The sequence below is a fragment of the Palleronia caenipelagi genome (genome assembly GCF_007004065.1).
Classification (GTDB): domain Bacteria; phylum Pseudomonadota; class Alphaproteobacteria; order Rhodobacterales; family Rhodobacteraceae; genus Palleronia; species Palleronia caenipelagi.
Window position 1 is genome coordinate 88236 of the sequence record NZ_VFSV01000009.1, and the last position, 24527, is coordinate 112762.

The 24527-nt window shown below is 61.4% G+C and carries 32 protein-coding genes and 1 tRNA gene; 12 read left to right on the forward strand and 21 right to left on the reverse strand.

Features of this window, described 5'->3' with window-relative positions:
• Window positions 1–34: 34 nt before the first annotated feature.
• From FEV53_RS07395 to FEV53_RS07405, 3 genes are all read right to left on the reverse strand, one after another.
• Window positions 35–1510, reverse strand: a complete 1476-nt coding sequence (locus FEV53_RS07395; protein WP_142834236.1) for a carboxypeptidase M32 — start codon at window positions 1508–1510, stop codon at window positions 35–37.
• A complete protein-coding gene (gene ctaA, locus FEV53_RS07400; RefSeq protein ID WP_142834174.1) occupies window positions 1510–2673 on the reverse strand; it encodes a heme A synthase in 1164 nt (387 codons plus the stop codon). Before ctaA ends, FEV53_RS07395 begins: the two co-directional genes overlap by 1 nt.
• A 76-nt stretch (window positions 2674–2749) precedes the next feature.
• The gene (locus FEV53_RS07405; protein WP_142834175.1) at window positions 2750–3472 is read right to left on the reverse strand and encodes an RNA methyltransferase; all 723 of its coding nucleotides are present in this window, start codon (window positions 3470–3472) and stop codon (window positions 2750–2752) included.
• Window positions 3473–3566: 94 nt separating this feature from the next.
• Here FEV53_RS07405 and FEV53_RS07410 point away from each other — a divergent pair, with 94 nt between their 5' ends.
• Window positions 3567–4181 carry a thiamine phosphate synthase gene (locus FEV53_RS07410; RefSeq protein ID WP_142834176.1) on the forward strand — a complete coding sequence of 205 codons (615 nt, stop codon included), beginning with the start codon at window positions 3567–3569 and terminating at the stop codon, window positions 4179–4181.
• Here FEV53_RS07410 and olsA read toward each other — a convergent pair.
• From olsA to FEV53_RS07425, 3 genes are read right to left on the reverse strand one after another with little or no spacing between them, the layout of a single operon-like run.
• Window positions 4164–5009, reverse strand: coding sequence for a lyso-ornithine lipid O-acyltransferase (gene olsA / locus FEV53_RS07415; RefSeq protein WP_246100752.1), 846 nt, complete (start codon window positions 5007–5009; stop codon window positions 4164–4166). The two genes, FEV53_RS07410 and olsA, sit on opposite strands and share 18 nt — an antisense overlap.
• A complete protein-coding gene (gene olsB, locus FEV53_RS07420; protein WP_142834177.1) occupies window positions 5006–5797 on the reverse strand; it encodes an L-ornithine N(alpha)-acyltransferase in 792 nt (263 codons plus the stop codon). The genes olsA and olsB overlap by 4 nt, the downstream gene beginning before the upstream one ends.
• A gap of 56 nt (window positions 5798–5853) precedes the next feature.
• A complete protein-coding gene (locus FEV53_RS07425; protein ID WP_142834178.1) occupies window positions 5854–6030 on the reverse strand; it encodes a DUF3553 domain-containing protein in 177 nt (58 codons plus the stop codon).
• Window positions 6031–6063: 33 nt separating this feature from the next.
• Between FEV53_RS07425 and FEV53_RS07430 the strand changes: the two genes are divergently transcribed.
• Window positions 6064–6669 carry a histidine phosphotransferase family protein gene (locus tag FEV53_RS07430; RefSeq protein WP_142834179.1) on the forward strand — a complete coding sequence of 202 codons (606 nt, stop codon included), beginning with the start codon at window positions 6064–6066 and terminating at the stop codon, window positions 6667–6669.
• Here FEV53_RS07430 and FEV53_RS07435 read toward each other — a convergent pair whose 3' ends face one another.
• The 7 genes from FEV53_RS07435 to FEV53_RS07465 all read right to left on the reverse strand — a co-directional run bounded on the left by FEV53_RS07435 (window position 6670) and on the right by FEV53_RS07465 (window position 12708).
• Window positions 6670–7935, reverse strand: coding sequence for a glutamate-5-semialdehyde dehydrogenase (locus tag FEV53_RS07435; RefSeq protein ID WP_142834180.1), 1266 nt, complete (start codon window positions 7933–7935; stop codon window positions 6670–6672).
• A 7-nt stretch (window positions 7936–7942) separates the two neighbouring features.
• Window positions 7943–9055, reverse strand: coding sequence for a glutamate 5-kinase (gene proB, locus FEV53_RS07440; RefSeq protein ID WP_142834181.1), 1113 nt, complete (start codon window positions 9053–9055; stop codon window positions 7943–7945).
• On the reverse strand, window positions 9043–10080 hold the full coding sequence (gene obgE, locus FEV53_RS07445; RefSeq protein WP_142834182.1) for a GTPase ObgE: 1038 nt from the start codon (window positions 10078–10080) through the stop codon (window positions 9043–9045). Before obgE ends, proB begins: the two co-directional genes overlap by 13 nt.
• Window positions 10077–10664, reverse strand: coding sequence for a GNAT family N-acetyltransferase (locus FEV53_RS07450; protein ID WP_142834183.1), 588 nt, complete (start codon window positions 10662–10664; stop codon window positions 10077–10079). The genes obgE and FEV53_RS07450 overlap by 4 nt, the downstream gene beginning before the upstream one ends.
• A 79-nt stretch (window positions 10665–10743) precedes the next feature.
• Window positions 10744–11013 carry a 50S ribosomal protein L27 gene (rpmA, locus tag FEV53_RS07455; RefSeq protein ID WP_142834184.1) on the reverse strand — a complete coding sequence of 90 codons (270 nt, stop codon included), beginning with the start codon at window positions 11011–11013 and terminating at the stop codon, window positions 10744–10746.
• Between the two features lie 6 nt (window positions 11014–11019).
• The gene (locus FEV53_RS07460) at window positions 11020–11718 is read right to left on the reverse strand and encodes a 50S ribosomal protein L21 (protein ID WP_142834238.1); all 699 of its coding nucleotides are present in this window, start codon (window positions 11716–11718) and stop codon (window positions 11020–11022) included.
• A gap of 177 nt (window positions 11719–11895) precedes the next feature.
• The gene (locus FEV53_RS07465; protein ID WP_142834185.1) at window positions 11896–12708 is read right to left on the reverse strand and encodes a hypothetical protein; all 813 of its coding nucleotides are present in this window, start codon (window positions 12706–12708) and stop codon (window positions 11896–11898) included.
• Between the two features lie 124 nt (window positions 12709–12832).
• On the opposite strand from FEV53_RS07465, the gene FEV53_RS07470 reads away from it, so the two are divergent.
• Together FEV53_RS07470 and FEV53_RS07475 are read left to right on the forward strand one after the other, a co-directional pair.
• A tRNA-Ser gene (locus tag FEV53_RS07470) sits at window positions 12833–12922 on the forward strand.
• Between the two features lie 503 nt (window positions 12923–13425).
• Complete coding sequence (locus FEV53_RS07475) at window positions 13426–14307, forward strand: tyrosine-type recombinase/integrase (protein WP_342778284.1); 882 nt, start codon at window positions 13426–13428, stop codon at window positions 14305–14307.
• Window positions 14308–14533: 226 nt separating this feature from the next.
• On the opposite strand, the gene FEV53_RS07480 is transcribed toward FEV53_RS07475, so the two are convergent.
• The 5 genes from FEV53_RS07480 to FEV53_RS07500 all read right to left on the reverse strand — a co-directional run bounded on the left by FEV53_RS07480 (window position 14534) and on the right by FEV53_RS07500 (window position 16866).
• Window positions 14534–15385, reverse strand: coding sequence for a DUF3800 domain-containing protein (locus FEV53_RS07480; protein ID WP_142834186.1), 852 nt, complete (start codon window positions 15383–15385; stop codon window positions 14534–14536).
• An 80-nt stretch (window positions 15386–15465) separates the two neighbouring features.
• Window positions 15466–15690 (reverse strand): hypothetical protein, encoded by a 225-nt coding sequence (locus tag FEV53_RS07485; protein ID WP_142834187.1) that lies wholly within the window; start codon window positions 15688–15690, stop codon window positions 15466–15468.
• Window positions 15691–15868: 178 nt separating this feature from the next.
• A complete protein-coding gene (locus tag FEV53_RS07490; protein WP_142834188.1) occupies window positions 15869–16090 on the reverse strand; it encodes a hypothetical protein in 222 nt (73 codons plus the stop codon).
• Window positions 16080–16391 carry a hypothetical protein gene (locus tag FEV53_RS07495; protein WP_142834189.1) on the reverse strand — a complete coding sequence of 104 codons (312 nt, stop codon included), beginning with the start codon at window positions 16389–16391 and terminating at the stop codon, window positions 16080–16082. The genes FEV53_RS07490 and FEV53_RS07495 overlap by 11 nt, the downstream gene beginning before the upstream one ends.
• Window positions 16392–16596: 205 nt before the next feature.
• A complete protein-coding gene (locus FEV53_RS07500) occupies window positions 16597–16866 on the reverse strand; it encodes a hypothetical protein (protein ID WP_142834190.1) in 270 nt (89 codons plus the stop codon).
• 196 nt (window positions 16867–17062) lie between these two features.
• Between FEV53_RS07500 and FEV53_RS07505 the strand changes: the two genes are divergently transcribed.
• On the forward strand, window positions 17063–17344 hold the full coding sequence (locus FEV53_RS07505) for a hypothetical protein (RefSeq protein ID WP_142834191.1): 282 nt from the start codon (window positions 17063–17065) through the stop codon (window positions 17342–17344).
• A gap of 188 nt (window positions 17345–17532) precedes the next feature.
• Here FEV53_RS07505 and FEV53_RS07510 read toward each other — a convergent pair whose 3' ends face one another.
• The 3 genes from FEV53_RS07510 to FEV53_RS07520 all read right to left on the reverse strand — a co-directional run bounded on the left by FEV53_RS07510 (window position 17533) and on the right by FEV53_RS07520 (window position 19407).
• Window positions 17533–17847 (reverse strand): helix-turn-helix domain-containing protein, encoded by a 315-nt coding sequence (locus FEV53_RS07510; RefSeq protein ID WP_142834192.1) that lies wholly within the window; start codon window positions 17845–17847, stop codon window positions 17533–17535.
• Between the two features lie 430 nt (window positions 17848–18277).
• On the reverse strand, window positions 18278–18550 hold the full coding sequence (locus tag FEV53_RS07515) for a hypothetical protein (RefSeq protein WP_142834193.1): 273 nt from the start codon (window positions 18548–18550) through the stop codon (window positions 18278–18280).
• Window positions 18551–18732: 182 nt separating this feature from the next.
• On the reverse strand, window positions 18733–19407 hold the full coding sequence (locus FEV53_RS07520; RefSeq protein WP_142834194.1) for a DUF4145 domain-containing protein: 675 nt from the start codon (window positions 19405–19407) through the stop codon (window positions 18733–18735).
• On the opposite strand from FEV53_RS07520, the gene FEV53_RS07525 reads away from it, so the two are divergent.
• The 7 genes from FEV53_RS07525 (at window position 19406) to FEV53_RS07555 (ending at window position 24305) form a co-directional block, all read left to right on the forward strand.
• Window positions 19406–19636, forward strand: a complete 231-nt coding sequence (locus tag FEV53_RS07525; RefSeq protein WP_142834195.1) for a hypothetical protein — start codon at window positions 19406–19408, stop codon at window positions 19634–19636. The two genes, FEV53_RS07520 and FEV53_RS07525, sit on opposite strands and share 2 nt — an antisense overlap.
• A gap of 62 nt (window positions 19637–19698) precedes the next feature.
• Complete coding sequence (locus FEV53_RS07530; RefSeq protein ID WP_142834196.1) at window positions 19699–20028, forward strand: hypothetical protein; 330 nt, start codon at window positions 19699–19701, stop codon at window positions 20026–20028.
• The gene (locus FEV53_RS07535) at window positions 20015–20356 is read left to right on the forward strand and encodes a hypothetical protein (RefSeq protein WP_142834197.1); all 342 of its coding nucleotides are present in this window, start codon (window positions 20015–20017) and stop codon (window positions 20354–20356) included. Before FEV53_RS07530 ends, FEV53_RS07535 begins: the two co-directional genes overlap by 14 nt.
• Window positions 20317–21024, forward strand: a complete 708-nt coding sequence (locus FEV53_RS07540) for a class I SAM-dependent methyltransferase (RefSeq protein WP_185962140.1) — start codon at window positions 20317–20319, stop codon at window positions 21022–21024. Before FEV53_RS07535 ends, FEV53_RS07540 begins: the two co-directional genes overlap by 40 nt.
• On the forward strand, window positions 21021–21338 hold the full coding sequence (locus FEV53_RS07545; protein WP_142834199.1) for a hypothetical protein: 318 nt from the start codon (window positions 21021–21023) through the stop codon (window positions 21336–21338). The genes FEV53_RS07540 and FEV53_RS07545 overlap by 4 nt, the downstream gene beginning before the upstream one ends.
• A complete protein-coding gene (locus tag FEV53_RS07550; protein ID WP_142834200.1) occupies window positions 21338–22459 on the forward strand; it encodes a DUF7146 domain-containing protein in 1122 nt (373 codons plus the stop codon). Before FEV53_RS07545 ends, FEV53_RS07550 begins: the two co-directional genes overlap by 1 nt.
• On the forward strand, window positions 22452–24305 hold the full coding sequence (locus tag FEV53_RS07555; RefSeq protein ID WP_142834201.1) for a DNA primase family protein: 1854 nt from the start codon (window positions 22452–22454) through the stop codon (window positions 24303–24305). The genes FEV53_RS07550 and FEV53_RS07555 overlap by 8 nt, the downstream gene beginning before the upstream one ends.
• Window positions 24306–24527 lie beyond the last annotated feature (222 nt).

Consider the following 24527-nt stretch of genomic DNA (forward strand, 5'->3'; position numbering starts at 1 on the left):
CCCGGGATCTATCAATTCCGGGCTGTTTTATGGGTCAGAACCCGTAAATTTCGCCGAATTTGGCCTCCAGATAGGAGAGCAGCGGCTCTTCCGAGGGCGCACCTCCGATGGCGTGAATGATGGTCTCACGTGGCGTGCGAAGGGACCCATGGCGCTGGAGCTTCTCCCGCAGCCAGTCGGTTGCCGGGCTCGGGTCCCCGTCGGCCAGCGCAGAATCGAGATCCGGCACATCCCGCCGCAGCGCCTCATTGAGACAGCCCGCATAGACATTGCCGAGCGTGTAGGTCGGGAAGTAGCCGAACAGCCCCACCGACCAATGCACATCCTGCAAGCAGCCCTGTGACGGGCGGTCCGGGCGATACCCGAAATCCGCCTCGAAACGGTCGTTCCACGCGCCTTCGAGCTCGGCCACAGTCAGGGATCCGTCGATAAGCTCCCGTTCCAGATCAAAGCGCAACAGCACGTGCAGGTTGTACTGAACTTCATCGGCTTCGGTGCGAATGAAGCCCTTCTGCAGCCGGTTCACAGTGCCGAAAAACCCGTCCGCATCCATGCCAAGATCACCAAACAGGTCCGTCATTCGACCATGAAGCCAACCGGTGAAGGCGCGCGAGCGACCAAGCTGGTTCTCATAGATCCGGCTTTGGCTCTCATGGACCCCCATAGAGGCGCCGTGACCGAGCGGGGTGAAGGCATAGGCCGGGTCCACCCCCTGCTCGTAACAGCCGTGACCCACTTCGTGAATTGTGGAGTAGAGACAGTTGAACGGATCGGCGGGGTCGGTGCGGGTGGTGATCCGCACGTCGCTGCCCGACCCGGAACTGAACGGATGCACTGCCTTGTCGATCCGGCCGCGCTCGAAATCATAGCCGTACCGCTCCGCCACGTCACGGGCCAGCGCGATCTGGGTGTCTTCGGCGAAGGTCCCCATAAGTGGCTCAGGGTGCTGCTCCGCGCCGAAGATCCTGTCACGCAGAGCCACAAGCCGGGGCCGCAGCGCACCGAACATCGCCGCCAGATCCGCTCCGGTCGCCCCCGGCTCGAACTGGTCGAGCAGCGCGTCATAGGCAGAGCCGTCGGAGAGCGCTGCGGCCTCGTCGCGCTTCAGCGCCACGATCTGCTCCAGCATCGGCGTAAAGGCCGCCACATCATCCGCCGCCCTTGCCGCAGCCCAGACGCCCTGGGCCCGGGAAGTCACCCGCGCCAATTCGGCGGCCAGGTCGGCAGGCACTTTGGTCGCATGGTCCACTTGCCGGCGGATCTCACGCAGATTGGCGCGGCTCACTTCGTCGAGATCAGCGCTTTCGGCCTCGGCCAGCCCGTCTGCCAGAGCCGGATCGCTACGCCGGGCGTGGAGCAATTCCTCCATCGCACCCATCTGCTCGGCCCGCTGATCGGCGGCGCCTTTGGGCATCATCGTCTCCTGGTCCCAGCCCAGCAGCCCGGAGACTCCAGCGAGGATCTGCGTCTGGCGCTGACGCGCCATCACCCGTTCATAGGCTGTGCTCATCATGCGTCCCTCAGCGACTGGCTCTGCGGATAGGCGTTCTGGTGGCGCGCGCGCAGGATCAGCACCCAGAGCGCCACGGCCCCGATCTGGTGCAGGATCGCCAGATACCACGGCGAGGAATGCATCACCGTGACGACGCCCAGCACCATTTGCACCGCCAGCATCGCGATGACCCCGTGATAGGCGGCGCGGGTCTTGCGGTAGGATGACTTACGAGCGCGCAGGAAGACCACCACCGCGACCACCGTCAGCACATAGGCGGACATGCGGTGCAGGAACTGCACCAGCCCGTCATTTTCAAAGAAATTCCGCCAGAGCGGCTCGATCGCGAAGGGATCGGGCGGAAAGAACCCACCCGCCATGAGCGGCCAGTCAATATAGTTGCGGCCCGCGTCGATGCCCGCGACCAGCGCACCCAGCAGGATCTGGAAAAACGCCAGCCCCACGAGAATCCCCGCTGAGCCCATCAACCCGGTCTCCCGGCCCCTCCGGGCGGTCAGGAGTTGCGCTTCGCTACGGGACAGTTGCAGTGCGAACCACGTGATCAGCCCGAGAATCACAAAGGCGAGGCCCAGATGGGTGGCGAGCCGGTAGGAGGCCACGTCAAGCCGGTACGAGTCCACGTCGAGCATGTCTCCCCCGAGGCCCGACGACACCATCCACCAGCCGATTGCCCCCTGGAGACCGCCCAGCGCGCCCAGCGCCAACAGCCGACCCGTCCAGCCACGCGGGATCTGCCGGGTCACGAGGAAACCGACGAAACCCAGCGCCCAGACGAGGCCGATCACGCGCCCCAGTTGCCGGTGCCCCCATTCCCACCAATAGATTGTCTTGAACTCCGACAGGGTCATGTCGGCATTTTGCAACTGGAATTCGGGGATTTCCTGATATTTGGCAAACTCGGCCTGCCAGTCAGCCTCAGACAGGGGAGGCACCGCGCCGGTCACAGGGCGCCATTCGGTGATCGACAGCCCGGAATCGGTCAGGCGGGTCAGGCCACCCACCGCGATCATCACCGCCACGAGGGCAAACAGAACGATTAGCCACACCCGGATCGCCTTACGGGCGCCTTTGGGCCGGGCGTCGATCATGCCGCCTTTGGGTTGCTCTGCCGGGCGCTGCTCGGCGCCCACCTCTTCGAAAATCGCGCGTTTCTGTGCCATGGGGTCTCCGCTTTGGCGTCGCGCGAAAGCTATTCTCCGGGACCCGGCGCTGCAAGGCCGCAGAGTCGATGCCTTGTCAGTCGCGACGTCGCACCAGTTGCCGCAACGCGCCATGCAGGATCTGCGTGTCTGATCGGGTCAGCGGCATCCTCGCCCAGAGATTGCGCAGAGAGCGTTTCATATGAGCCGCCTTGTGGTCGGGGAAGAAGAAGCCCGCCTCCTCCAGCCGGTCTTCGAAATGTCCGGCCCAGCGCTCGACCTCCGGCAGCGTCGCCATGACGGGTCCGTCCTCGGGGACAGCTCCCGTCTCCACCGCCTGACGACGCCATTCATAGCCCATCAGCAACACACATTGGGCAAGGTTCAGGGACGCAAATTGCGGGTTCACCGGGACGGTCACGACGGCCTGCGCCCGGGCAATATCGTCGTTCTCCAAACCTGCCCGCTCGGGTCCGAAGAGAACGCCCACGCGCCGTCCCTGCACGATCGACCTGCGCGCCTCCGCCATGGCCGTCTCAGGCGTGTGAACGGGCAAAGTCATATCGCGGGGCCGCGCGGTGGTGGCAAAAAGTACATCACAGCCCTCCGCGGCGTCGGCAATGCTATCTGCGAGCCGGGCACTCTCCAGCACCGCAGACGCGCCCGACGCGAGCGCCACGGCGCGTTCATTGGGCCAGCCGTCGCGGGGTGAGACCAGCCGCATGTCCGTCAGGCCGAAATTCAGCATGGCGCGCGCGGCGGCACCGATATTCTCGCCCATTTGCGGGCGCACGAGGATGAAGGCGGGCATCTGTTCCATGGCGCCGCTCTTATGTCGCGGCGCAGCGCAGGTCCAGCATGGTCAAACGCCTCGGCGCAGGATAGGACGCATCCAAGACTGACCGGAGGCCCCCATGTCCGAAGATGTGCCGCAACTCTACCTGATCTCCCCGCCGCAGATTGATGCAGGCTTTCCCGATCTGGCCGCCCGGATTCTGGACGCGGCTCCCGTATCTTGCCTGCGGATCGACCTCGCCACACGGGACGAAGACACGCTCCTTCGTGCCTGCGATCTGCTGCGCGCCGTGACCGAGCCGCGCGACGTGGCGCTGGTCATTGCCGATCACTGGAAACTGGCGGAACGCACCGGTCTCGACGGGGTGCATCTGTCCGATGGCGCGCGGCAAGTTCGCAAGGCGCGGGCTGATCTCGGCGCTGACGCCATTGTCGGCGCGTTCTGCGGAGCCTCCAGCCATGACGGCATGACCGCCGGCGAAATGGGTGCCGATTACGTGAGCTTCGGCCCTCTGGGCGGTCCTGATCTGGGCGATGACCCGGCGGAGATCGACCTCTTTGCGTGGTGGTCTGAAATGATCGAGGTTCCGGTCGTGGCCGAGGGTGGGCTCGACCCGGAGCTTCTCGGTCGGCTCGCCTCGGTGACGGATTTCGTCGCGCTGGGCGAAGAGATCTGGCGCAGTGACGATCCGCTGGCCACGCTTACCGCCCTGCGCTCAGCCCTCGTCGTCTGAACCCGCCAGCAGCCCCGCTCTGCGCAAGCCGCCCCGGACGGTCTCTTCGGCCAGCCGGGCCAGGGCTTTCCGGTTAGGGTGGGTTGCGACGGCGATGGGATCATGGCGGCGCACCTCGACCCGGCCATGGCGGGGCGCGGACAGGATCTTGATAAGGTTCTCACCGAACTCCATCTCGCCCCACCAGCCATAGAATCGGGAATCGCCACCATCGGGCGGGTGGTAAAGAACAGAGATCGGCTGAACCTGCATCTCGTCGCGCAGCTCGTCGGTCATGAAGGCGGCAAACAGCGTGGTCTTGAAGGGCAGCACCCGAATGCCATCCGTCGAGGTGCCTTCAGGGAAAAACAAAAGCCGGTGGCGGGCGTGGAGCCGTTCCTCCAGCTCCGCCTGCTGTCGTTTCGCCTCCCGCCGGTCACGGCGGATAAAGAGCGTTCCGGTGGCCTTCGCCAGCAACCCGATGCCGGGCCAGCCCGCCACCTCAGCCTTCGACACGAAATACAGCGGCTCCACGGAGTTCAGCACAAAGATATCCAGCCAGCTCACGTGGTTGGCGACCATCGCGCCCTCGCCCTGCATTTGCGGGCCACTGACCTGATGTTTCAGCCCGATGATCCGGAGCGCGCCGCGGCAGACGGTGACGGTGATCCACGGGGTGACCGGACGGTGATGGCCGCAAATGGGACGCTCGATCAGACGCACCAACATGTGCACCGCCAGCATCCCAAAGACCCAGATCGCCAACGGAACGCCCCGCAGCACCGCACGCAGCCAGCCGGCAACGCCGATGGGACCCTCGTCCGCCGGGGTCTCTTCGGTCCAGATCACGCGCGACCCCGTCCGTAAAGCGCCCGGCCCCGCTCGGTGATACTGGCCGTGTCCATGATCAGGCAAACATCGGTGGTGTTGAATTGCCGATCGATCCAGGCTCCCTCGCCGACCATGCCTCCGAGGCGCAGGTAGCCCTTGATGAGCGATGGCATCGCCCGCATGGCGGCAACGCGGTCGATTTGGTCTTCTGGCAGCAGATCCATCGGATGCGCTTCCGGCAGACGAGCAGTGACGCGCAGTTCGGGTGGGGCCAGATAGCGGTGATGCAGGATCGAAAGCGGACCGGCCAGCGCCTCTGCGTCGGTCCCGTGAAAGGACGCCACGCCAAAGAGGATCTCGGCCCCTTCAGTCGCTACCAGTTCCGCGAGCCCGCCCCAGAGATGCACCATCGCATCGCCGCCGCGGTAGTCGCGATGGAGGCAGGACCGGCCCAATTCCAGCAGCCTGCGCCCCGATTCGCGTAACGGTGTCAGGTCGTACTCAGATTCGCTGTAAAAGCCGCCCGCCTCCTCTGCTGCTGCAGCGGTCATCAGCCGGTACACCCCCACAATGCGGTCGTCCTCGGCCCGTGCGGCATCTTCGAGCAAGAGATGTCGACAGAGCGGATCAAAGCGGTCCGCCTCGATGCGCTGATCGTGGTCCGTCAGTTCACCTGAACCACCGAGTTCTTCGACAAAGACCTCAAACCGCAGACGTTGCGCTGCGCGGAGGTCGTCAGCGGTCTCTGCCAACCGGACCGACAAGTTGGTCGGGCCGCCGGAGCGAGAAGGGTTCGGGATCGTCATGGCGCGGGTTCTAAGCCTGAGGCCCGCTCTCCGCAATACACGTCGCGCCCAGACTGCTACTCAGCGAGGAGCAGCTGAACATGCCGTCCGTCAATAACAACTTTACCTTTCTGCTGAAACATCACCGTAATGGTTCCGGCGATATTTGACTGAACCTGACCTTGCCCCCAATCCGGGGCATCGGGATGGCGCACGATCATACCAGGTTCGAGCAAGGCGTTCATATCTGACATGGCTGAGCCCATCTTTTGAAGACGGAGACGAGTATGACAAACTTCTCACCAGAATTGAACTGGCTCATCGGGTCGCGGATCTGCCACGACATCGCAAACCCATTGGGCGCCATCGGCAATGGCATCGAGCTGGTCCAGATGACCGGGGCCGCCACGGGACCCGAGATCGATCTGGTGATCGGCTCGCACCAAGCGGCTGTCGCGCGATTGAACCTGTTCCGGCTTGCTTTCGGGGCAAGCGCCGCCGATCAGACTGTCACCGGACAGCAATTGGCCGATCTGCGCGCCTCGCTGGCTCAAGGCCGCAACGTCTCGCTCGACTGGGACTCCCCCGGTGATCTGAACCGCGATGACGCTCGGCTCGCCGCACTTCTGCTGATGACCGGAGAAACCATGCTGGCCTACGGCGGAAAGATGGCCCTCTCCTCGCAGATGGGCGGTTTCACGCTCCGGCTGAAAGCAGATCGATTACGGGCCGAGGCGGAAATCATCGACTATCTGACAAACCCGGCCGCCCCCCTTCCACCAGCGTCAGAGGTACACCTGACCTTGACGCGCCTCGCCGCGGAAGCCACCGGGCGGACGATCCGTGTCACGGGGGATACCGCACAATCGATGGCGATCCATGCCTCCCGGTAGTCAGGTCCGCACGGTCCCGCTGCCGCGCACGCGATATTTGAAAGACGTGAGCTGCTCCGCACCCACCGGGCCGCGCGCGTGGAGGCGACCCGTAGCGATGCCAATTTCTGCGCCCATCCCGAACTCGCCGCCATCGGCGAACTGGGTCGAGACGTTCACCATGACAATGGCGCTGTCTACTTCGGTCAGAAAGCGCTCGGCGGTTTCCGGGTTCGCAGTGACGATGCAATCGGTGTGGTCCGAGCCATACCGGGCGATGTGCCCCATCGCGGCGTCCAGATCAGGCACAACCCGGGCGGCGATGATCATATCAAGGAACTCTTTGCCCCAGCTCTCCTCAGACGCGGGAACGGTCCCCTCGATCGCGCCAAGCATCTCATCCGCCTGCACCTCGACGCCCTTCTCAAGAAGCGCCCGAATAACCCCCTGACCGATGGTATTGGCCACGTCCTGGTGGATCAGCAAACATTCCGCCGCGCCGCAAATGCCCGTCCGGCGGGTCTTGGCGTTCAACACGACCTTCAGCGCAACCTCGGGATCTGCATCCTTATCGATGTAGATGTGCACGATGCCTTCCAGATGGGCAAAGACCGGCACCCGTGCCTCACGCTGGACCAAACCCACGAGCCCCTTGCCCCCACGCGGCACGATCACGTCAATGTGGTCGGTCATGGTCAGCATTTCCGACACCGCCGCCCGGTCGCGGGTCGGCACCCGCTGGATGGCGTCGACGGGCAAACCGGCCCGAGTCAAGCCCTCGACGAGACAGGCATGGATGGCGCCTGAACTGTGAAAGCTCTCGGACCCCCCGCGCAGAATCACAGCATTGCCGGATTTCAGGCACAGCGCGCCAGCGTCAGCCGTCACATTGGGCCGACTCTCATAAATCACACCGATGACACCCAGCGGCGTGCGGACGCGCTCGATATGCAGGCCGGAGGGCCTGTCCCATGCGTCCATCACCGCCCCCACGGGATCAGGCTGCGCGGCAATGGCCCTCAGCGCCTCCGCGATGGCGAAGATGCGCGCCTCATCCAGCATAAGGCGGTCGAGCATCGCACCCGACAATCCATTGTCCCGACCAAAAGACAGATCATCCGCGTTCGCTGCGATGATCTCGGGCGTCCGTTCGATCAGCAGATCGGCGGCATGGGTCAGCGCGGCGGATTTGGCTTCCGGCGGGGCGATGGCGATCTCGCGGCTGGCCGCCCGGGCGCGTCGCCCGATATCTTCCATGATTTCCGAGATGTCCGCCTGATCTTTCATGTCGTCCTCACACAACCATATCGTCCCTGTGCACCAGCGCGGCGCGTCCGGGATAGCCAAGGATAGCCTCAATTTCCGAACTGCGACACCCAGCAATGGCGCGCGCTTCATCCGAGGTGTAGCGCGCGAGGCCATTGCCGAGGATCGCACCCTCCGTGGTCTCGATCGCCACCGGATCTCCGCGCTCCCACGCGCCCGAGATCATCGTGACCCCGGCGGGCAGAAGCGATTTACCGCTGGCAAGCGCCTGTCCGGCCCCGGCATCGACCACGATCCGGCCACGCGGTTTCATCGCGGCGATCCAGACCTTGCGTGCGGTTTTGGGGTCCGTCTGAGGCAGAAACCAGGTATGTCTTGCATCATTCTCAAGCTCTGTCAGTGGTTTGAAAAGCAAACCTGATGTGATGCACAAAGCACATCCCGACAGCACAGCCGTCCGCGCCGCCATCACCTTTGTCCGCATTCCACCCTTGGAGAGATGCGACGCCGCCTCACCGGCCATGGCCGAAATCTCTGGTGTGATCTCCTCAACCACCGGCAAATGGCGGGCCTCGGGATGGGTCTGCGGGTTGGCGGTGTAGAGCCCGTCCACGTCGGACAGGAGCACCAGCTGATCTGCACCTACGGTGACGGCGATCTGCGCCGCGAGGCGGTCATTATCGCCAAACCGGATCTCGTCCGTCGCCACAGTATCATTCTCATTGACGATGGGCACCGCCCCGAGGGACAGGAGCGCCCCGAGCGTGGCACGGGCGTTCAGATAGCGGCGGCGGTCGGCGGTGTCCTCCAGCGTAAGGAGCACCTGCGCGGCGGTCAGATCATGGGGCGCCAACATCTCCTCATAGGCGCGAGCAAGCGCGATTTGTCCTGCGGCCGCAGCGGCTTGCGCCTGCTCCAGCGCCAGCGCTCCCGAGCCCAGCCCCAGCCGTCCGCGCCCCAACGCGATGGACCCGGAGGAAACCAGCACCACCTCTGTCCCGCGCGCCCGGATCCGCGCCACATCCTCACAAAGCCCGGCCAGCCAATCCCGCCGCAGCGCTCCGGTGGTGCTGTCAACGAGGAGCGCCGAGCCGATCTTCACCACCAGACGCTTCGCATCCCGGATATTCAGGGTTGCCACGGTCCGCTATCCTCTTCTTCGACCGTTTTGGTCCAGCCACGCGCCGCGGCAATGGTTTTGCGCAGCGCCCGCAGAACTTCGGTCACGCCCTCGCCCGAGACACCGGACATGATCATCACCGGGCCTGCTACCGCCTCCAGCTCCTCTCGGATAAATGCCCGTTCCTCTTCGTCTAGCGCGTCGCACTTGTTCAGAGCCGTAACGCGCGGCTTATCCGCGAGTCCGCCGCCATAGGCCTCAAGCTCCTCGATAACAGTGCGCCAGTCCCCCACCGGGTCGCCAGACGTACCGTCCACGAGATGCAACAGCACCGCACAGCGCTCCACGTGGCCAAGGAACCGATCCCCGATCCCCTTGCCCTCATGAGCGCCCTCGATGAGGCCAGGAATGTCGGCGATCAGGAATTCACTGCCGTCGACGCCCACCACTCCGAGATTGGGGTGCAGCGTGGTGAACGGATAGTCGGCGATCTTGGGCCGGGCGTTGGAGGTTGCCGCGAGGAATGTCGATTTGCCCGCATTCGGCAGGCCCAGCAGCCCTGCATCAGCAATCAGCTTCAGCCGCAGCCAGAGGGTACGCTCGACACCGGGCTGGCCGGGATTGGCGCGGCGGGGGGCCTGATTGGTCGAGGATTTGAAATGCAAATTGCCCCAGCCGCCATTGCCGCCCTCGGCCAGAACCACCCGCTGACCGACTTCGGTCAGGTCCGCGATCACCGTTTCCTCGTCTTCCTCAAGGATTTCGGTCCCCACGGGCACCCGCAGCACAATATCCGCGCCACTGGCGCCGGTGCGTTGGCTGCCCATGCCGTGCTGTCCGTTTTTCGCAAAGAAATGCTGCTGATAGCGGAAATCGATCAGCGTGTTCAGCCCATCGACCGCCTCAGCAATGACATCCCCGCCGCGACCGCCATCACCGCCATCAGGGCCGCCATATTCGATAAACTTCTCACGACGGAAGGAAATCGCCCCGCCGCCGCCCGAGCCGGAGCGGATATGGACCTTTGCAAGGTCGAGGAATTTCATGTCGCCTGCTCCGTTTTCTGTTCTGTGCGAGCGATAGACCACCACCCGCTCCGCCTCAAGCCGCGCTGTTCGCGCCACTCCGCCCGCGTCATCCGGTAGAGGCGGACCGGCGCCTCCTGCCCGAGTGCCCGGAAATGCCGTTCTTCGTCACCGACATGGCGGAACCCCATCTTCTCGATGACCCGTCGCGAGCCTTCATTGCCATGCATATGGGAGATCGAGACCTCCTTGCGGTTCGGATCCGCGAATGCCGCATCGATCACTGCAGCGCAGGCCTCGCTGGCATAGCCCTGTCCCCAATGGGGGCGTGCCAGCCAGAAACCGATTTCACCCGCGATCGAGATGAGGCCCATCAGATCATTAGGCCGGTCCTTCCGACAGATCGCCCAACAGCGCCGCGCCTCCGCGAAGGGCGACGCGACAAACGCCTCCGCGTCCGCCTGAGTGTAGGGGAACGGCACCACGGAAAGCCACCGGGAGACATCGTAATTGCCGACGCCCTCCACCAGCGCCGGACCGTCCGCCGGCGTCAGGGGCCTTAAGTGCAGCCTGTCCGTGTCGATCCACGCAATATCTCCGGGCATGGCGGCCTCCGGTCGGAACACAAAAAAGGGGAGCGGCCCGCGCCGCTCCCCTTTCAAACTCACAGGAACGGATCGCGCCTTACTCGGCGGCTTCCGCTTCCGGCAGCACGGACACAAAGGTCCGGCCCTTCAGGCCCTTGTGGAAGGTCACGCGGCCTTCTTCGGTGGCGAAGATGGTGTGATCCTTGCCAAGGCCAACACCCTGGCCCGGCCACCACTTGGTGCCGCGCTGACGGATGATGATGTTGCCGGGAATGACTTCCTGGCCGCCGAACTTCTTGACGCCAAGACGGCGTCCCGCGGAGTCGCGACCGTTGCGGCTGGAACCGCCTGCCTTTTTATGTGCCATTCGGTGTTACTCCTTTTCAGCGTTGAACTGAGCAGCCTGCTCGATCCAGTTGTCGCGCTCGATGCGACCCTTGAACGACAGCTGGTCATCCATATAGGCGATTTCTTCCGGACCCCAAGCCATGATCTGGTCGAAGTGATACACGCCATTCTCGTGCAGCTTCTTCTCCAGGGCCGGACCCACGCCCGAGATCTTCTTCAGATCGTCGGCCTCGCCGCCGCGGGGGGCGTCGAGCAGGTTCGAGGGCTTCTCAGCGTCAACAGCCTCGGCTGCGGGCGCTTCGGCCTTCGGAGCTTCGGCTTTCTTCGGGGCAGCGGCCTTCTTCGGAGCCGCAGCTTCGGTCATCGCGACACCGGCGGCACCGGCACCAACAGCGGCCTTCACGCCGGACGCCTTGGCGCCGGACTCGAGGATCTCGGTGATGCGCAGCAGGGTCAGTTGCTGACGGTGGCCCTTCGTGCGCTTCGAGCCGTGCTTCCGGCGGCGCTTGACGAAGTTGATGACCTTGTCACCCTTGATCTGGTCAATGATCTCGGCCTGAACGCCGGCATCATCCACCAGCGGCGCACCAACGGTGGAACCCACCATCAGGACGTCGTTGAACTGGACGGTTTCACCGGATTCCGCTGCAAGCTTCTCGACCCGCAGGACGTCGCCTGCCTGAACCCGATACTGCTTGCCGCCAGTCTTCATGACTGCGAACATGTCGTTTACCTTCATTTTCCGCGTCCTGTGGTCCCGCAAGCGGCGTTTTCGGGGTCTTCCCCACCTCGGACAGCGCGCCCCTTTCGGGACAACATTGCAAAAAGACCCGCGCGAACGATCCTGGCGGGTCCGCGCTCTCTGAAGAAACCCACCCCCGAAGTCAAGACCGATATGCTGTCAGAGTGACTGACCCTGCATCCGCTCTGCCGCGGCGTCGCCAAGTTGGCGCGATACCTCCAGATATACCGCATCGAAGCCTTCGAACAGCACCGCATTCAAGGCCTGCCCGGCCTCAGATTCCGAAACCGCGATGTAGGTCTCAAGCGTTTCGTCACTGAGGGGCGAATAGGCCATGGTCAGAAATCCGTAGATCCATCGGCGTGCCTCGTCCCGGATCATATCGATCTGCGCGTAGCTGTCCCGGATCAGATCTTCTTCGGATGTCACACCCGGCAGAGCACCCTTGTCGAAAAGCGCTGTATAGAAGGCCAAATTTGAGTTCAGTGTTCCCGTCACATTCTGCTCGATCAGATCGTTGACCTCCGCGAAGCGGTCAATCTGGTCAAACCGCTCCCCGGGCAGTCCCTGAAACATCTCATAAGCTGTTGTCTGAGCGCTTTCATCAGCCATGACCTCTCGGGCTGACAGTTCGAGGCTGATGATCTCCTGTCCTTCCTCCGATCCAAAAAATGTGATCAACGGCGCGAGATTGGCATTGTCGAGGCCTCTGGCAAAACTGTCCCGGATTTCAGAGCCAAAAAACTCTGCATCATAGATTTCCGAGACCGATGCGGACCAGCCGTCGCTGCTGATCCCCGGGAAAAGATCTTCCTCGATCACCTCACCATAAGCGAGCCCTTCGGCGCGAAGCTGAGTAATCACATCATCGATCCGCAGGAGGTCATAAAGCGTGTCTGATTCCTCAGACGCTACGCCTGGCGCAGCGCAAAGCCCCCAAATCGCCGCAACCATCAGTCCATCGAACCGCATATTCACCTCCTTATCTCTTATGCCAGACGTAATTCCTCCCGTCTGCTCTGCCAAGATGACAGATCCTGGACATTTCGGCCTTGCGTCCCAATGTTGCCCCGGATAAACGCCCGTTGACCCCCGCGGAGAGGTGCCGGAGTGGTCGAACGGGGCGGTCTCGAAAACCGTTGTGGGTGCAAGCCCACCCAGGGTTCGAATCCCTGTCTCTCCGCCAGAAACCTGCCCCAATAAATTTCGGTAAAGCCTTGTTTATAGAGGATATTTCGAGATTTTCAGGTGGCTGAGTTCACCCTGTGTATCTCAAATGCTACACAATATGCTACACATTTTGCTACACATCCGCGCCCTGAGCCTCGCTCTTGCAGCGTGATAATTCTTGCGCCATCCCTGCCCTATGAAGCCTATCATGCGCGGCAAGCTCTATTACATCCGGCGTCGGGTTCCCCGGCGATATGAGGGTGTGGAGAGCCGTCGGGATGTCTGGCTGTCCCTGAAAACGAGGCATGGGAATCGAGGCTGGCCGGTGACACTGCAGATTCGGAACGCCGGTTTGCCGCCGCGCGCCAGCTCGCGCAGGCCCGCGGTTATCGGTTTCTCAAGCCAACAGATGTCCGCAAGCTTCCCGATGATGAACTGCTGCGGCGCTTTGCGGACGCTACTGATCCCAAAGCCAAGCCGCAGGATGGGGATGCGCTTCTCGGACTGAATGCCCCTCCCGTGACGCTGTCCCGCGCCCTGGAGCTCTACTGGCAGTTCGCCGAAGAGGACACGCTCGACAAGAGCGCCGATCAGGTGCGCCGCTGGCGCAACCCCCGCATCAAAGCGTTCCGCAACCTGATCTCCGTTGTCGGTGATCGCCCCCTGACCGATCTCACCCGTGAGGACATGCTGGCCTTCCGCGATTGGTGGATCGAACGGGTCAAATCAGGTCAGGTACAGAAGCAATCCGCGAATAAAGACTTCACCTATGTGTCGGCAGTCCTTCGGCGCGTGAACGATATGATGCGGCTGGGCCTTGATTTGCCGCTGGATCGCTTAGCGTTCCGCTCTGCTGAAAAGAACCGCAGGCCTGCGTTCTCGACCAGCTGGATCACAGACAGGATCTTGGCGCCGGGCGCGCTGGACGGCCTGAACCTCGAAGCCCGGTGTATCCTGCTCGGGATGGTAAACACCGGCTACCGGCTGGGCGAGGCCGAGGCCCTGACGCGCGATCAAATCCGGCTGGATCATGACGTCCCTCATATCTCGATCGAGCCGGTTGAGCGGCAGCTGAAAACCAGACATTCGGTTCGTATTGTCCCGCTGGCCGGTGTCAGCCTTGAAGCGTTCCGATCCTGCCCTGACGGCTTTCCAAGATACCGGCAGGGTGCTGGTGTCTCAAACCTGCTGACGAAGTATTTGCGGAACAACAAGTTGCTAGAAACACCGGAGCATTCGACCTACTCCCTGCGGCATAGTTTTGAGGACCGCTTGCTCGCCGCCGGAGTCGACAACCGGATCCGCTCGGATCTCATGGGGCATGCGTTCAGTCGGCAGAAGTATGGAGCGGGCGCGAGCATTGAGCAGATGTTCGAAGCGATCAAATTGATCTCGTTATGAGCAACAGAGAGGGCGCGACACTACGTGGCAAGAAAGCGCCGATCTTTCGTCATTACGTGATTTTTAATGACAGATTCACCAGAACGTGCGACGCTAAATTGCGTGGGAAACGCCGGATAAACTCATGTTGAGGCGCTGCAAGCAGCCTTGGCGGTTATAGGTACGGTTGTCCTTTGGATGATAGCCTGTCTGGCCTGTAGCAACTTGGGTCCGGGGCCCACGCTCCTTAAAACTGATATCCGTAATGGGTAAATATCAATTTCTGATTGTCAGTTAATTCAGCTTTTTTCACTGACGACGGTTGCAAGACTAAGCCGTAGTCGGCGATCCGTGAACCTTCACGAGCCATTCTCTGCTGAAGGGCTTGAGCTGGTTCGGTCGTCCATCTAGGGCCGCGCGCGTCTGCCGCTTGATAGAATGCGCTTGCGACAATATCAGCCAATTGTAGACCTGCAACTTCATAGTGAGGCGAGTGGTTCACAAGCCCATATCTGAGCACCTCGTAGCAAATTTCTCTTTTGTTTAAGAATGTTGATCGGCCTGCTGCCTGATTTTTCAAGACCTCCCAATAAGCTTTAGTCTGTCCATATGAGTGCCCACCACGAGTGCTGAATATAACTCGAACGCATCTAGGTTCATTAAATTTTTTCACGCTGTCACGCTTACAATAATCAGTAGCGCGCTCCATAAGTAAGCGAACGCAGTAGTTATAAAACCACTGTGTCGACCCCCGTGCCTCGGCTTTATAATTTCGGTGACCGCGCATGTTCTTCTTATTTGAAGCGACCACGAACAGCCTACAGGGATACTCCGCAAGCAGTTCACAAGCCCGCCGTCGCTTGGTCGGGGACAGTTTGCGATAGTGTAACGCCGGTCCTTGAACCGCATTTATATTACTGCGGATGTCTTTAATCCACTGAATTGTAGAAAGCTCGTACTCCGCTCTAACAAGAACTGCGCCTATGCAAAGCCATTCACTGCTACCGTTCTCGTCGATCGGCTTCACTTTCCGAAGGCCGTCGTCTCCGGCCTCATCAATATATAAAACGTACTCATAACTGTCGGAACGCTGGTGCATATCCCATGAAGAGATCTGTCTTACCACAGAGTCAATGCGTTAATGACCCAGTTGTGGTCGGCCCGTGTACTCGACACGAATTAGGGTGCCATTAACGATTGCGCAGCCTTCGCTCTCACCCGCGCCATCACATCACCATTCTGCTCCGCCTCCACACCGTCAATAATCGCCTCCAGCCGCTGAAAGATCGGCGCCCAGGCCGTCATGCGCTGTTCATCTTCGACCATCCAGCCAGCTAGCTTTTCAAGCCGTTGCCGCAGTTCTGCCGCCGGGATCTTGCGGGGGTTTCGATGGCGACGGTTCATTGAGGGAACGCCTCGCGCATGATCCCGGAGGTCACGCATCCGATCAGAACGTTGATGTCAGCAGTGTCGATCATGGCGGGTTCCGGTGATCAGAAAAAAGGCCGACGGGACGCAGGGAGGAGGTCGTCCCGCCGGAGTGAACCGGCGCCGGGAGGAGAGTGGCGCCGGTGTACTTGTGTCAGTCCGTTGACATCACATGATCTGCGCCGGGGCTGTCGGGCTCTGTCAGGATCTGCAGAGGCGTTAGATCGCTGTGGAAAACAGTCGCGGTGTAGAGCACCACCAGAACCACGAGCATGATGCCTGTGGCGCAGAGACCGGCGGCGACCAGTGCGATGCTGTCCCGAAGGTCCTCGAGGCTGGCCTGCCGACTGATATCGACGGCCCAATCATCGGCCATGGGTATGCCTCCTCACAAAGTCGGAGAACGTCTCGGCGCGAGCGATGCAGGCGTTGGCTATTTCGAGGTCCTCGTCGGTCTGCGCCCGCTCTTTCATGAGGTGCGCGTAGCAGAGCGGAACATACGCCATGTGCGGACGCTCATTACCCTCGCATGCGAGCAGGATGTTTGTGAATGCAGCCTGATAGGTCGGGCGATCACCATCGTCCGGCAGCTGATCTAGCACCCGGATCATGCTAGCCGCGATCGTCTGCGCGAGAACTTCAGGGGGCATGAACTCGCGGGGGGCAGCCGTCAGCATGCGGCCCTCCCGCTATGAGATGGCGCTGGCTTGATCGTAAGCGGTCCGGTCGCGAGAACGCCGTGCTGGCGCTGTAAGGCGCTGCGAATGGCCACGCTCAAGCGGCAATGCGGGGTGGCCTTGTCGAGTAGGATCACCAGCTCACCGGGCTTCCCGGTGGGTGTGCGGTATCGGGCAGCGTAGCGCCCGAGATGGGTGACGGGGTTCATTGGTCGCCCTCTACAGCGGAGCGGGCCACCAGACAGAAGTTCCAGTCCTCACCACGCGCACGGGCGCGTTTCTCCAGCGTCTCGGCCTGAGATCGGCTGCCGCCCCAAGCGTAGGCGCTGTTGCCGGTCAGGCCCTCCCCGCTCAGATGGAGAAACTTCCCGGTGATGCGATCGATGAGCCGATAGGTTTTCGGCGTTCCAAGGTGGAAAGGAACGCCGCTGTGGCGCGGACGCACGGGCGGCAATGCGGTATGATCAAAATCCATGACTGTGCTCCCAACTGAACCCCGCGATCTGCCTGAGGCGTCTTCGGCGAGTCCTTGTTTGGTAATGACCGTTTTGGTCACTGTCAACTCAGATAGTTACCATTTTGGTCATTATGGATCCCGTGTATCGATTGAATTTGGCGCCATCCGAGGCGGTTCCACTGGCGTTCGGTGATCGGCGCGACGGCAGACCGATTTGACTGATTTCCGCCAGAGACTAAGTGAATCGTTGGGATTGAACCCGGAGGTACAAATGCTTCTCAGGCTATTAGCGTTCGCATGTTTGGCTGCTGGTGTCGTCTTCGCGATCGCAGCCTTCGTCACGGAATTCTCACCAATTATGCTTGGCTTGGCCGTGCAGGGAGTGCTGGGATATGCGGTGCTGTCGGCACTTGGCGAGATTGTGGATCACCTTGAGAGCATAGCAAAACACACCCATGAGGCAGCGCAAAACACAAAACGGGATCAATCCAGGTAGAACTCATTCGCCGCCACCCCCCCTAGGACACCCCACGTCACGGGGTCCCGCAAGGGTTGACCTAGGTCGGTAAAAATGTTCCATGTTTGTCCATCTTCTCGAGTGGTGCAAGCTATGGATTCTGACCAAAAATGCGGTTTGTTATATGAGTGCGCCATTGAAGCCGCCGAGACCGGAGCCAGCGTAGATCAGCTCTTCTTCGACAGGATTTCGCGCATGCCGTCCGCCATATCGACGGGCAGTTTGTCCCATCTTCCCAGCATCAGGAAATCCAGAGTCACGCCGAACCTTGAGACCAATAATGCAGCTACGGTGTCAGAGACCGGCCTGCGTCCGCGCTCAAACCGAGACCAGTAGGTTCTCGGTATATCCAGTGAATCCGCCATCTCAGACGGTGACTTTCCTAGGTACTCCCGTAAGAGGCCCAATCTGAACCCGATCCGTTCCGGCGCCATCTCTGCGCGCAGGTCAGCGGGTAGGTTATTTTCAACCTGCGTTTCCATAGTTCCTTATCCGCTGTGACCGTTTTGGTCGCAATTTCCGATTTGGATGCTTGACCAATGACCATTTAGGTCATTATTTGGGGTCATGTGCAAAGTGACAGAAATATTGGATAGATGGCCCTCGAGAAGAGAATTGCACACTGACGTTCTGCACACTGATCCCGATCTATCGATCGTCGCAGTTCATCGTTGGCACTCGAGGGGTGCTGTTCCGGCCAAATATTGGAAGAGCTTGATCGACGGAGCGAAAGCACGAGGCATCGGAGTAAGCGCCGATGATTTAGCGTCCGCGCATGATGTGCGCTGCCGGGATACGCACTCATGACCAACCGTCCGGCACCCTCGCATCCTCTCGTCAGCAAAGAAATTGCGAAGTTCGACGCCGCCGCCAAGGCATCCGCCAGGCGCTTTGACGCGGCAATGTTGGAGTTCACAAGGCATCGCGCACCCGCGCCTCAAAGTCATCTGCCCAGTCGATTAGCGCTGAGTGTCCCGGTAGCAGGTCGCCGTCGTTCGGGTCGTATGCTTCGGCGGATTGCCGAATGGCTTCGGAGAGCGCTGCGATGATCAATTCCGGCTCGTCAAACTTCCTTGCACGCTGCGCGGTAAGGAACACTACCAGGTCAGTGAGCGCGTGCACCTTAGCTTCGAGCGCGGTGGTGCGCACATTGGCGACGCGCTTTTCGACTTCGTTCAAATCCATTCTGTTTGCTCCTGTCCGACCTCACAGCTGGGTGGCGCGTGATGTTGTTTGACCATCTTAACCCAGTTCCCTCAGACAAATCTTGTCCAGAGATCGCGCGAAACCCCATGCCTGTTGAAACGGATCAGACAGATTTGTCTGTTGGCCGTGCACCTTGGGTAGATTGGGAATCGTGGCTTTGTCTATTCAATCATTCCGGCAACGCCACCACCTTTGCGTCGCTGGCGCGCCGCTTCAATCCGACCAGGCAACTCGAAGGTGTAGATCAGGAAAAGAGTGGTGAAGTCCCGCAGCGCAGAGGCTTCTTCGTTTGTCACGTCGTCGACGTCGTGGACGGCCTCGTTTCGCAGATAGCGAATTTCGTGTGCAAGTTCGACGAGGGAAGGCGGCAAGCTGTTATTTTCCGCCAGCTTGTCGATACGCTTCTGAAGGGTTCCTTTGCCCTCCGGATCGATAGTTTTCAGGGCCCGCTCCAGTGTGCGTCCATAGCTGACCGCGGCGCTGGTGGGTTTGTCGAGTTGTGCAAAGATCGCTTCGGCTTCCCGCAGTGCGCTTTGCACCTTCTGCGGAAGGTGATCCACAATCCGTGGTTCGGGCAGCGATGGATGAATCTCATCAAGTCTAGATTCCTTAATCAGCTTTGCGGCGTTTTCGGGATCTTCGAGGAGCTTAGCCGCTTTGCCGTCGGGGTCGTCGAAGTATTTGGCAAACTTATACCGCGCGACAACACCATTGCGGCATGCGTTGCATGTCAGGAATGCCCAAAAAGCATACGTATCGACTGCGTAAGCCCCTCGCGGGGTAGCGGCGACTCTCTCTCTTCCACAATGCGGGCAGTGAATGGCGGGCTGGTACATGACTGAACTCTTTCGCTCACGGCTTAGTGTTATGTTTTCCCAATATCAGGACGAGACCAGCCTGTCCCGCGCGATGCTCGAATGTGCGCTCGCGTTGAATGATCGCGAGCGCGATCAATTCCTTGCTGAACTGATCCACGAGGTCTGCTGTCAGCGTCTGACGATCCGGAACATGCGTAGGCAAGCTGCAACGTCGTTGCCTCCTTTAAATATCGGAGGGATCATTTGATGCGGGCACAATTTGGATCATTTGGCGGCGAGTCTGCGCGCGGCGTGATATCCACAAACCCCATGCCTGTTGAAACGGACCAGACAGATCTGTCTGTGAGCCCGTCTGACCTGCAGGAGGTCGCCCGGCTGCGATTCGCCAACATGCTGCGCGCGTTGTTCCCGGAGGCGTCCGATGCCGAGGTCGCGCGGGCCTGTGCTGCGTATCTCGGATGCTCTCCCAAGACCGTCGAGCGCTGGCTGGCACTGGAAACCGGGGCGCCGTTCGAGGCGGTGTTCGCGCTGGGGTGCCGGTTTGGGGTGTTCCGCACCGCCGAGCTGCTGACGCTCGGGCAAAGCCGCCACTCGGTTATGGCGCTGATCGGCAGGAGGGTGTTCCGTGCTCGACGGTAGCGACTTCACCTGGGTGCTCTATTCAGACGTCTCCGATGTGGCGGCTGATGTACTGGTGTCGCGCGGGCGCCTGTGGGTGCTTAACACGCTCCTGCACTTCGCGGGCGGGTTCATCGGGATGATCCTGTCCTTCGGCTTTCCGGTTCTCGTGCGCCCGATGCTGGTGCTTCTGGGCGGCTACGCGGTGCTGCAGATCGTCCAGCTCGTGTACTCGCCCGGTGATATCTGGGTGCTGGTCTCTGACAGTTTTGTCGATCTCCTCGCCCCGCTCTTTGGCATGGCGAGCGCGTGGTCGATCATGATGATGGAGGCGCGGCGCGATGCGTGACCTTCCAGATCCGACCTCCCCGGCAGATCCGGATTGGGTCCGGTACGGCCTGCATCCGGACAACACGCCGGATTGTGTCTGCCCCCAAAAAAGTCGCCGCCATGGGTAAGCGCAGCGCATACCCGCGGCGCAGGCTTGACTGCTATGACACGCCGCCCGAGGCTGTGGCCCCGCTGATCGGCCATCTTGCGCCCGGTGTGCGCTATTGGGAGCCCTGTGCGGGCTCTGGCGCGCTTCTTACTGCTCTGGCAGGGCATGCGATGTGCGTGGGTGCAACTGACATCGAACCGCGTAGCCGTCTTGTGCGTCGCGCGGCGGCGGAGGCGCTGACGGCGCGGCGGATTGCCAAGGCAGGCGCGGAAAGGTTTATCACGAACCCGCCCTACCCCTCGAACGGCTCCAAGGGCGAGCCCACCCTCGGCCTGATCCGCCATCTGGCTGCGATCCGGCCCACATGGATGTTGCTGCCATTCGATTTCACGGCGAACCAGTATTTCGCCAGCGTGGCGTCGATCTGCGTCAAGATCCTGCCGATCGGTCGCGTCTCATGGATGTTCAATGGCGATGGCGGGAAAGAGAACTCCGCCTGGGTACTGTTTGATGCGGCTCATGTCGGGCCGACTCGGTTCTTCGCAAACACCCCGTCAGTCCGGAGGATCGCCGCATGAAACGTCAGAAGACCGCTCAGGAGATCCTCGCTGAACGTGTGCTCGTCGCTGTTTGTGGCCATCTTTGCCTCGAGACGATCCGCAATGAGAACTTCGTCATGTGGCTCGGTGTCCTTGAAAAGGTAGCCCCGCATTGTGCGCGGAGTGATGCAGCGCTCGCGCCACTCCGGTGCGCGGCCAATAACCTGCTGCGCGCACGCCCTGGAAAGGCACGCGATACCGCCCTGTGTCAGCTTCGGTTTCAGGTGGCTCACTACTTCGCCGCCATGGCTGCGAAGCGCCTCGAAGAATGGACTGGCGGAGGGCGGAGCTGATGACACACGCAGATGACCCCCGGCTTGTCGAGGCCAAGGCGATCCCCATGGCCAATGTGGTCGATCGTCTTGGCATCGTTGGGCTGAAGCGCCAGTCGGGGGAATTGATCGGGCCGTGTCCGCTCTGTGGCGGGCGGGATCGCTTCGGGATCAATCTGCGGACCGGTGCCTTCCTGTGCCGCAAATGCGACCTGCGCGGCGGCGATCAGATTGCCCTCGTGCGTGGTGTTCAGGGTGTGGACTTCAAAGCGGCGCTCACATGGCTTTGCGGGAATGCCCCGGCGGAGATCGATGAGGCCGAACGGGCCCGCCGTCGCCGCAAGGCCGCAGAGGCAGAACGAAAGCAGCGGGAAGCGCAGGAGCGCTACCGGCGCAAGGCGATCAGCGACGCGCGCACCATCTGGTCAAAGGCGAGGCCCGGTCATCTTGGGGTCGTTCGCGCCTACCTGCAGTCGCGCGGGTTCACGGAGCAGCTCTTGCCGGAGATCCCGACGGCTCTGCGATTCATCGTGGAACATCCCTATGTGAAGAAGATTGGCCGGGAGCTTGTGACCGTTCATCGGGGGCCGTGCATGATTGCCGGCATCCTCAATCCTGCGGGCGAGTTGACTGCCGTTCATCAGACATGGGTCGATCGGGACCCGCCACATAGCAAGGCCCGCATCCAGTTCGAGGGCGAGGACATGCCCGCGAAGCTTGTACGCGGCTCGAAAAAGGCCGGCGCGATCCGACTGTCGACCCCGCCCGGATCTGAGGCCCTCGTGATGGGCGAAGGGATTGAGACCACGCTGACCGCGATGGTCGTGGGTCATTACCCGAACGCAGCCTACTGGGCCGGTGTGGATCTTGGGAACATGGCCGGGCGCATGAAAAAGGTCGAGGGCCGCCGATACTCTGGCCTGCCGGATATGAGCGACCGGGACGCATTTGTCCCGCCAGATTGGGTCAAGCGTCTTGTTTTCATCATGGATGGCGACAGCGATCCCGTCATGACCCGCGCGAAGCTCGACTGCGGATTGCGGCGCGCGATGGCCGTGCGTCCCGGATTGAAGGCTCAGATCATACACGCGGGTGCCGGTGTCGATCTGAACGATTTGCTGATGGGGAAAGCCGATGGATGATGATCTGGATCGCGTCCGGGCAACGTTCGAAGGCGCCGAAGATGTCGCGCCAGCAGAGGGATTTCCCAGCGATGCCCCCGGAGACACCGGAGGCAATGATGGCGCGCCGCCCCGCACCCCTGATCTGCCCATGCCGGAAATGGATGGGGCTAAGCTGACGCAGAACGATACCGGCAATGCCCTGCGCTTCGCGCTCTATTGCGGCGCTGATGTGCTCTACGTGCCGCGCGTTGGCTGGCATGTCTGGGACGGCCGGCGGTGGAAGCTTGATCCGGATGGAATCGCGGTCCGACGGCATGCTCAGACGATCCATGAGTGGATCGAAAAGGAAATCCTGCACGTTCAGCTCAGTTCATCTGAGCAGGCCCGGGTCGATCGTCTGGAGGCCATCAAGAATGAATTGGTCGATTTCGACAGGATACATGCCGCGCGATCCGAAGATGAACGCTCGGAGAAGCGGAAAGACCTGTTGTCGGAGCGCGACAAGCTGACCGCAGAACTCTGGGGGCGCGGCTCGACCCGACAGCGACACAAGACGTTTGCGCGGTCGTCGGGCAACACCAACGCGATCAAGAACATGTTGTCAGAGGCGGTGACCAGCCTAAGCAAGGATGTCGAAGATCTCGATGCCGACCCTTTGACCGTGAACACCATGTCGGGCGTGTTGCGGTTCAAGGTGACCGATATGCGCGCCGACGGCGCGGGCAAGGTCGCGGAGGTCGATCTCCTGCCGCATGATCGCGAGATCCCCATTGGATCTGCGAACCGGTCTCAGTTCATCACAAAAATGATGCCAGTCGAGTATGACCCATCGGCGGAGTGCCCAAAGTTCCTGGCCTTCCTCGAGCGTGTTCTGCCAGATCCGGCGGAGCGGGCTTTTGTCCAGCGGTGGTTCGGGCTCAGCATGACCGCACTGCCGGTCCAGAAGTTCCTGTATTGCTACGGCATGGGCGCCAACGGGAAGTCGCTCTTGACCGGCCTGATGCGTCGGATGCTGGGCGATTACGCCACGATGGTCCGGATCGAGAGCCTGACCGGCAAGAACCGCAAATCGGGTTCTGACGCGACGCCAGACCTGATGCGTCTGATCGGTGCCCGCGCTGCGATCACGAATGAGCCGGAGGAAGGCGAACGCCTTCAGGAGCAGAAGGTGAAGGAAATGACCGGCGGCGATGAGATGCTGGTCCGCAACCTGCACTCCGACTTCGTGGCCTTCACGCCTTATTTCAAGCTGACCTTCACCGGGAACCACAAGCTCGATATCCGTGGCACGGATGACGGCATCTGGCGGCGCCCGATGCTGCTGTTCTTCGGTGTCCAGATCCCCGAATCCGAGCGCGATGAAAAGCTGGGGGACACCCTCTTCGAGGAAGAGCGTTCTGGCATCCTGAACTGGATGATCGATGGGTTGCTCGACTATCTGGAGCGCGGCTTACAGGAGCCGCTGTCCGTTCAGGAAGCGACCGAGGACTACCGCCGGGACAGCGATCCCGTTGGAGACTTCCTCGCGACCGCTTGCGAGATCGATGGCGGCTCCGACTTCCTGTCGGCCCGCGATCTGGTCGATGCGTGCTACCTGTATCTGCTCGAGAACACCGCACATGCCTGGCAGCCGGGCAACCTGCAGCGCAAGCTGAAGGAACGCTCGGGGAAATACGCCCATCCCATCACCGGCAAGACTTACACGCGCCACAAGCGCAACGGCACCTGGGGATATTCCGGCGTGCGATTGACCGATACCATGCGAGACCGCCTCGATGACGCGCCCCGCGATGCCAAGGGCCTGCCGCAGCTCCGAAAGGAGAGCGGCGGTTACTCCCCGTCTGGTGGATCCGACCCACTATGACGCGCAGGGCGGCATATCCCAGCGCTTCAGCCGCCCGCACCCCGCACCCCATCACCCAAATCCGAGATAATCCGGGGCAGATCGTCCAGTTCTGCCCCGGATCGGGGCGCGTTCTTTCGTTAGCGGCCATCTCGATAATCCCGTTCGTTCGGAGGATTAGACATAAATCGGGGCGCACGGGGCGCTTGGGGCAGAAATCTGCAAGGTACGCACGTGCGCGAC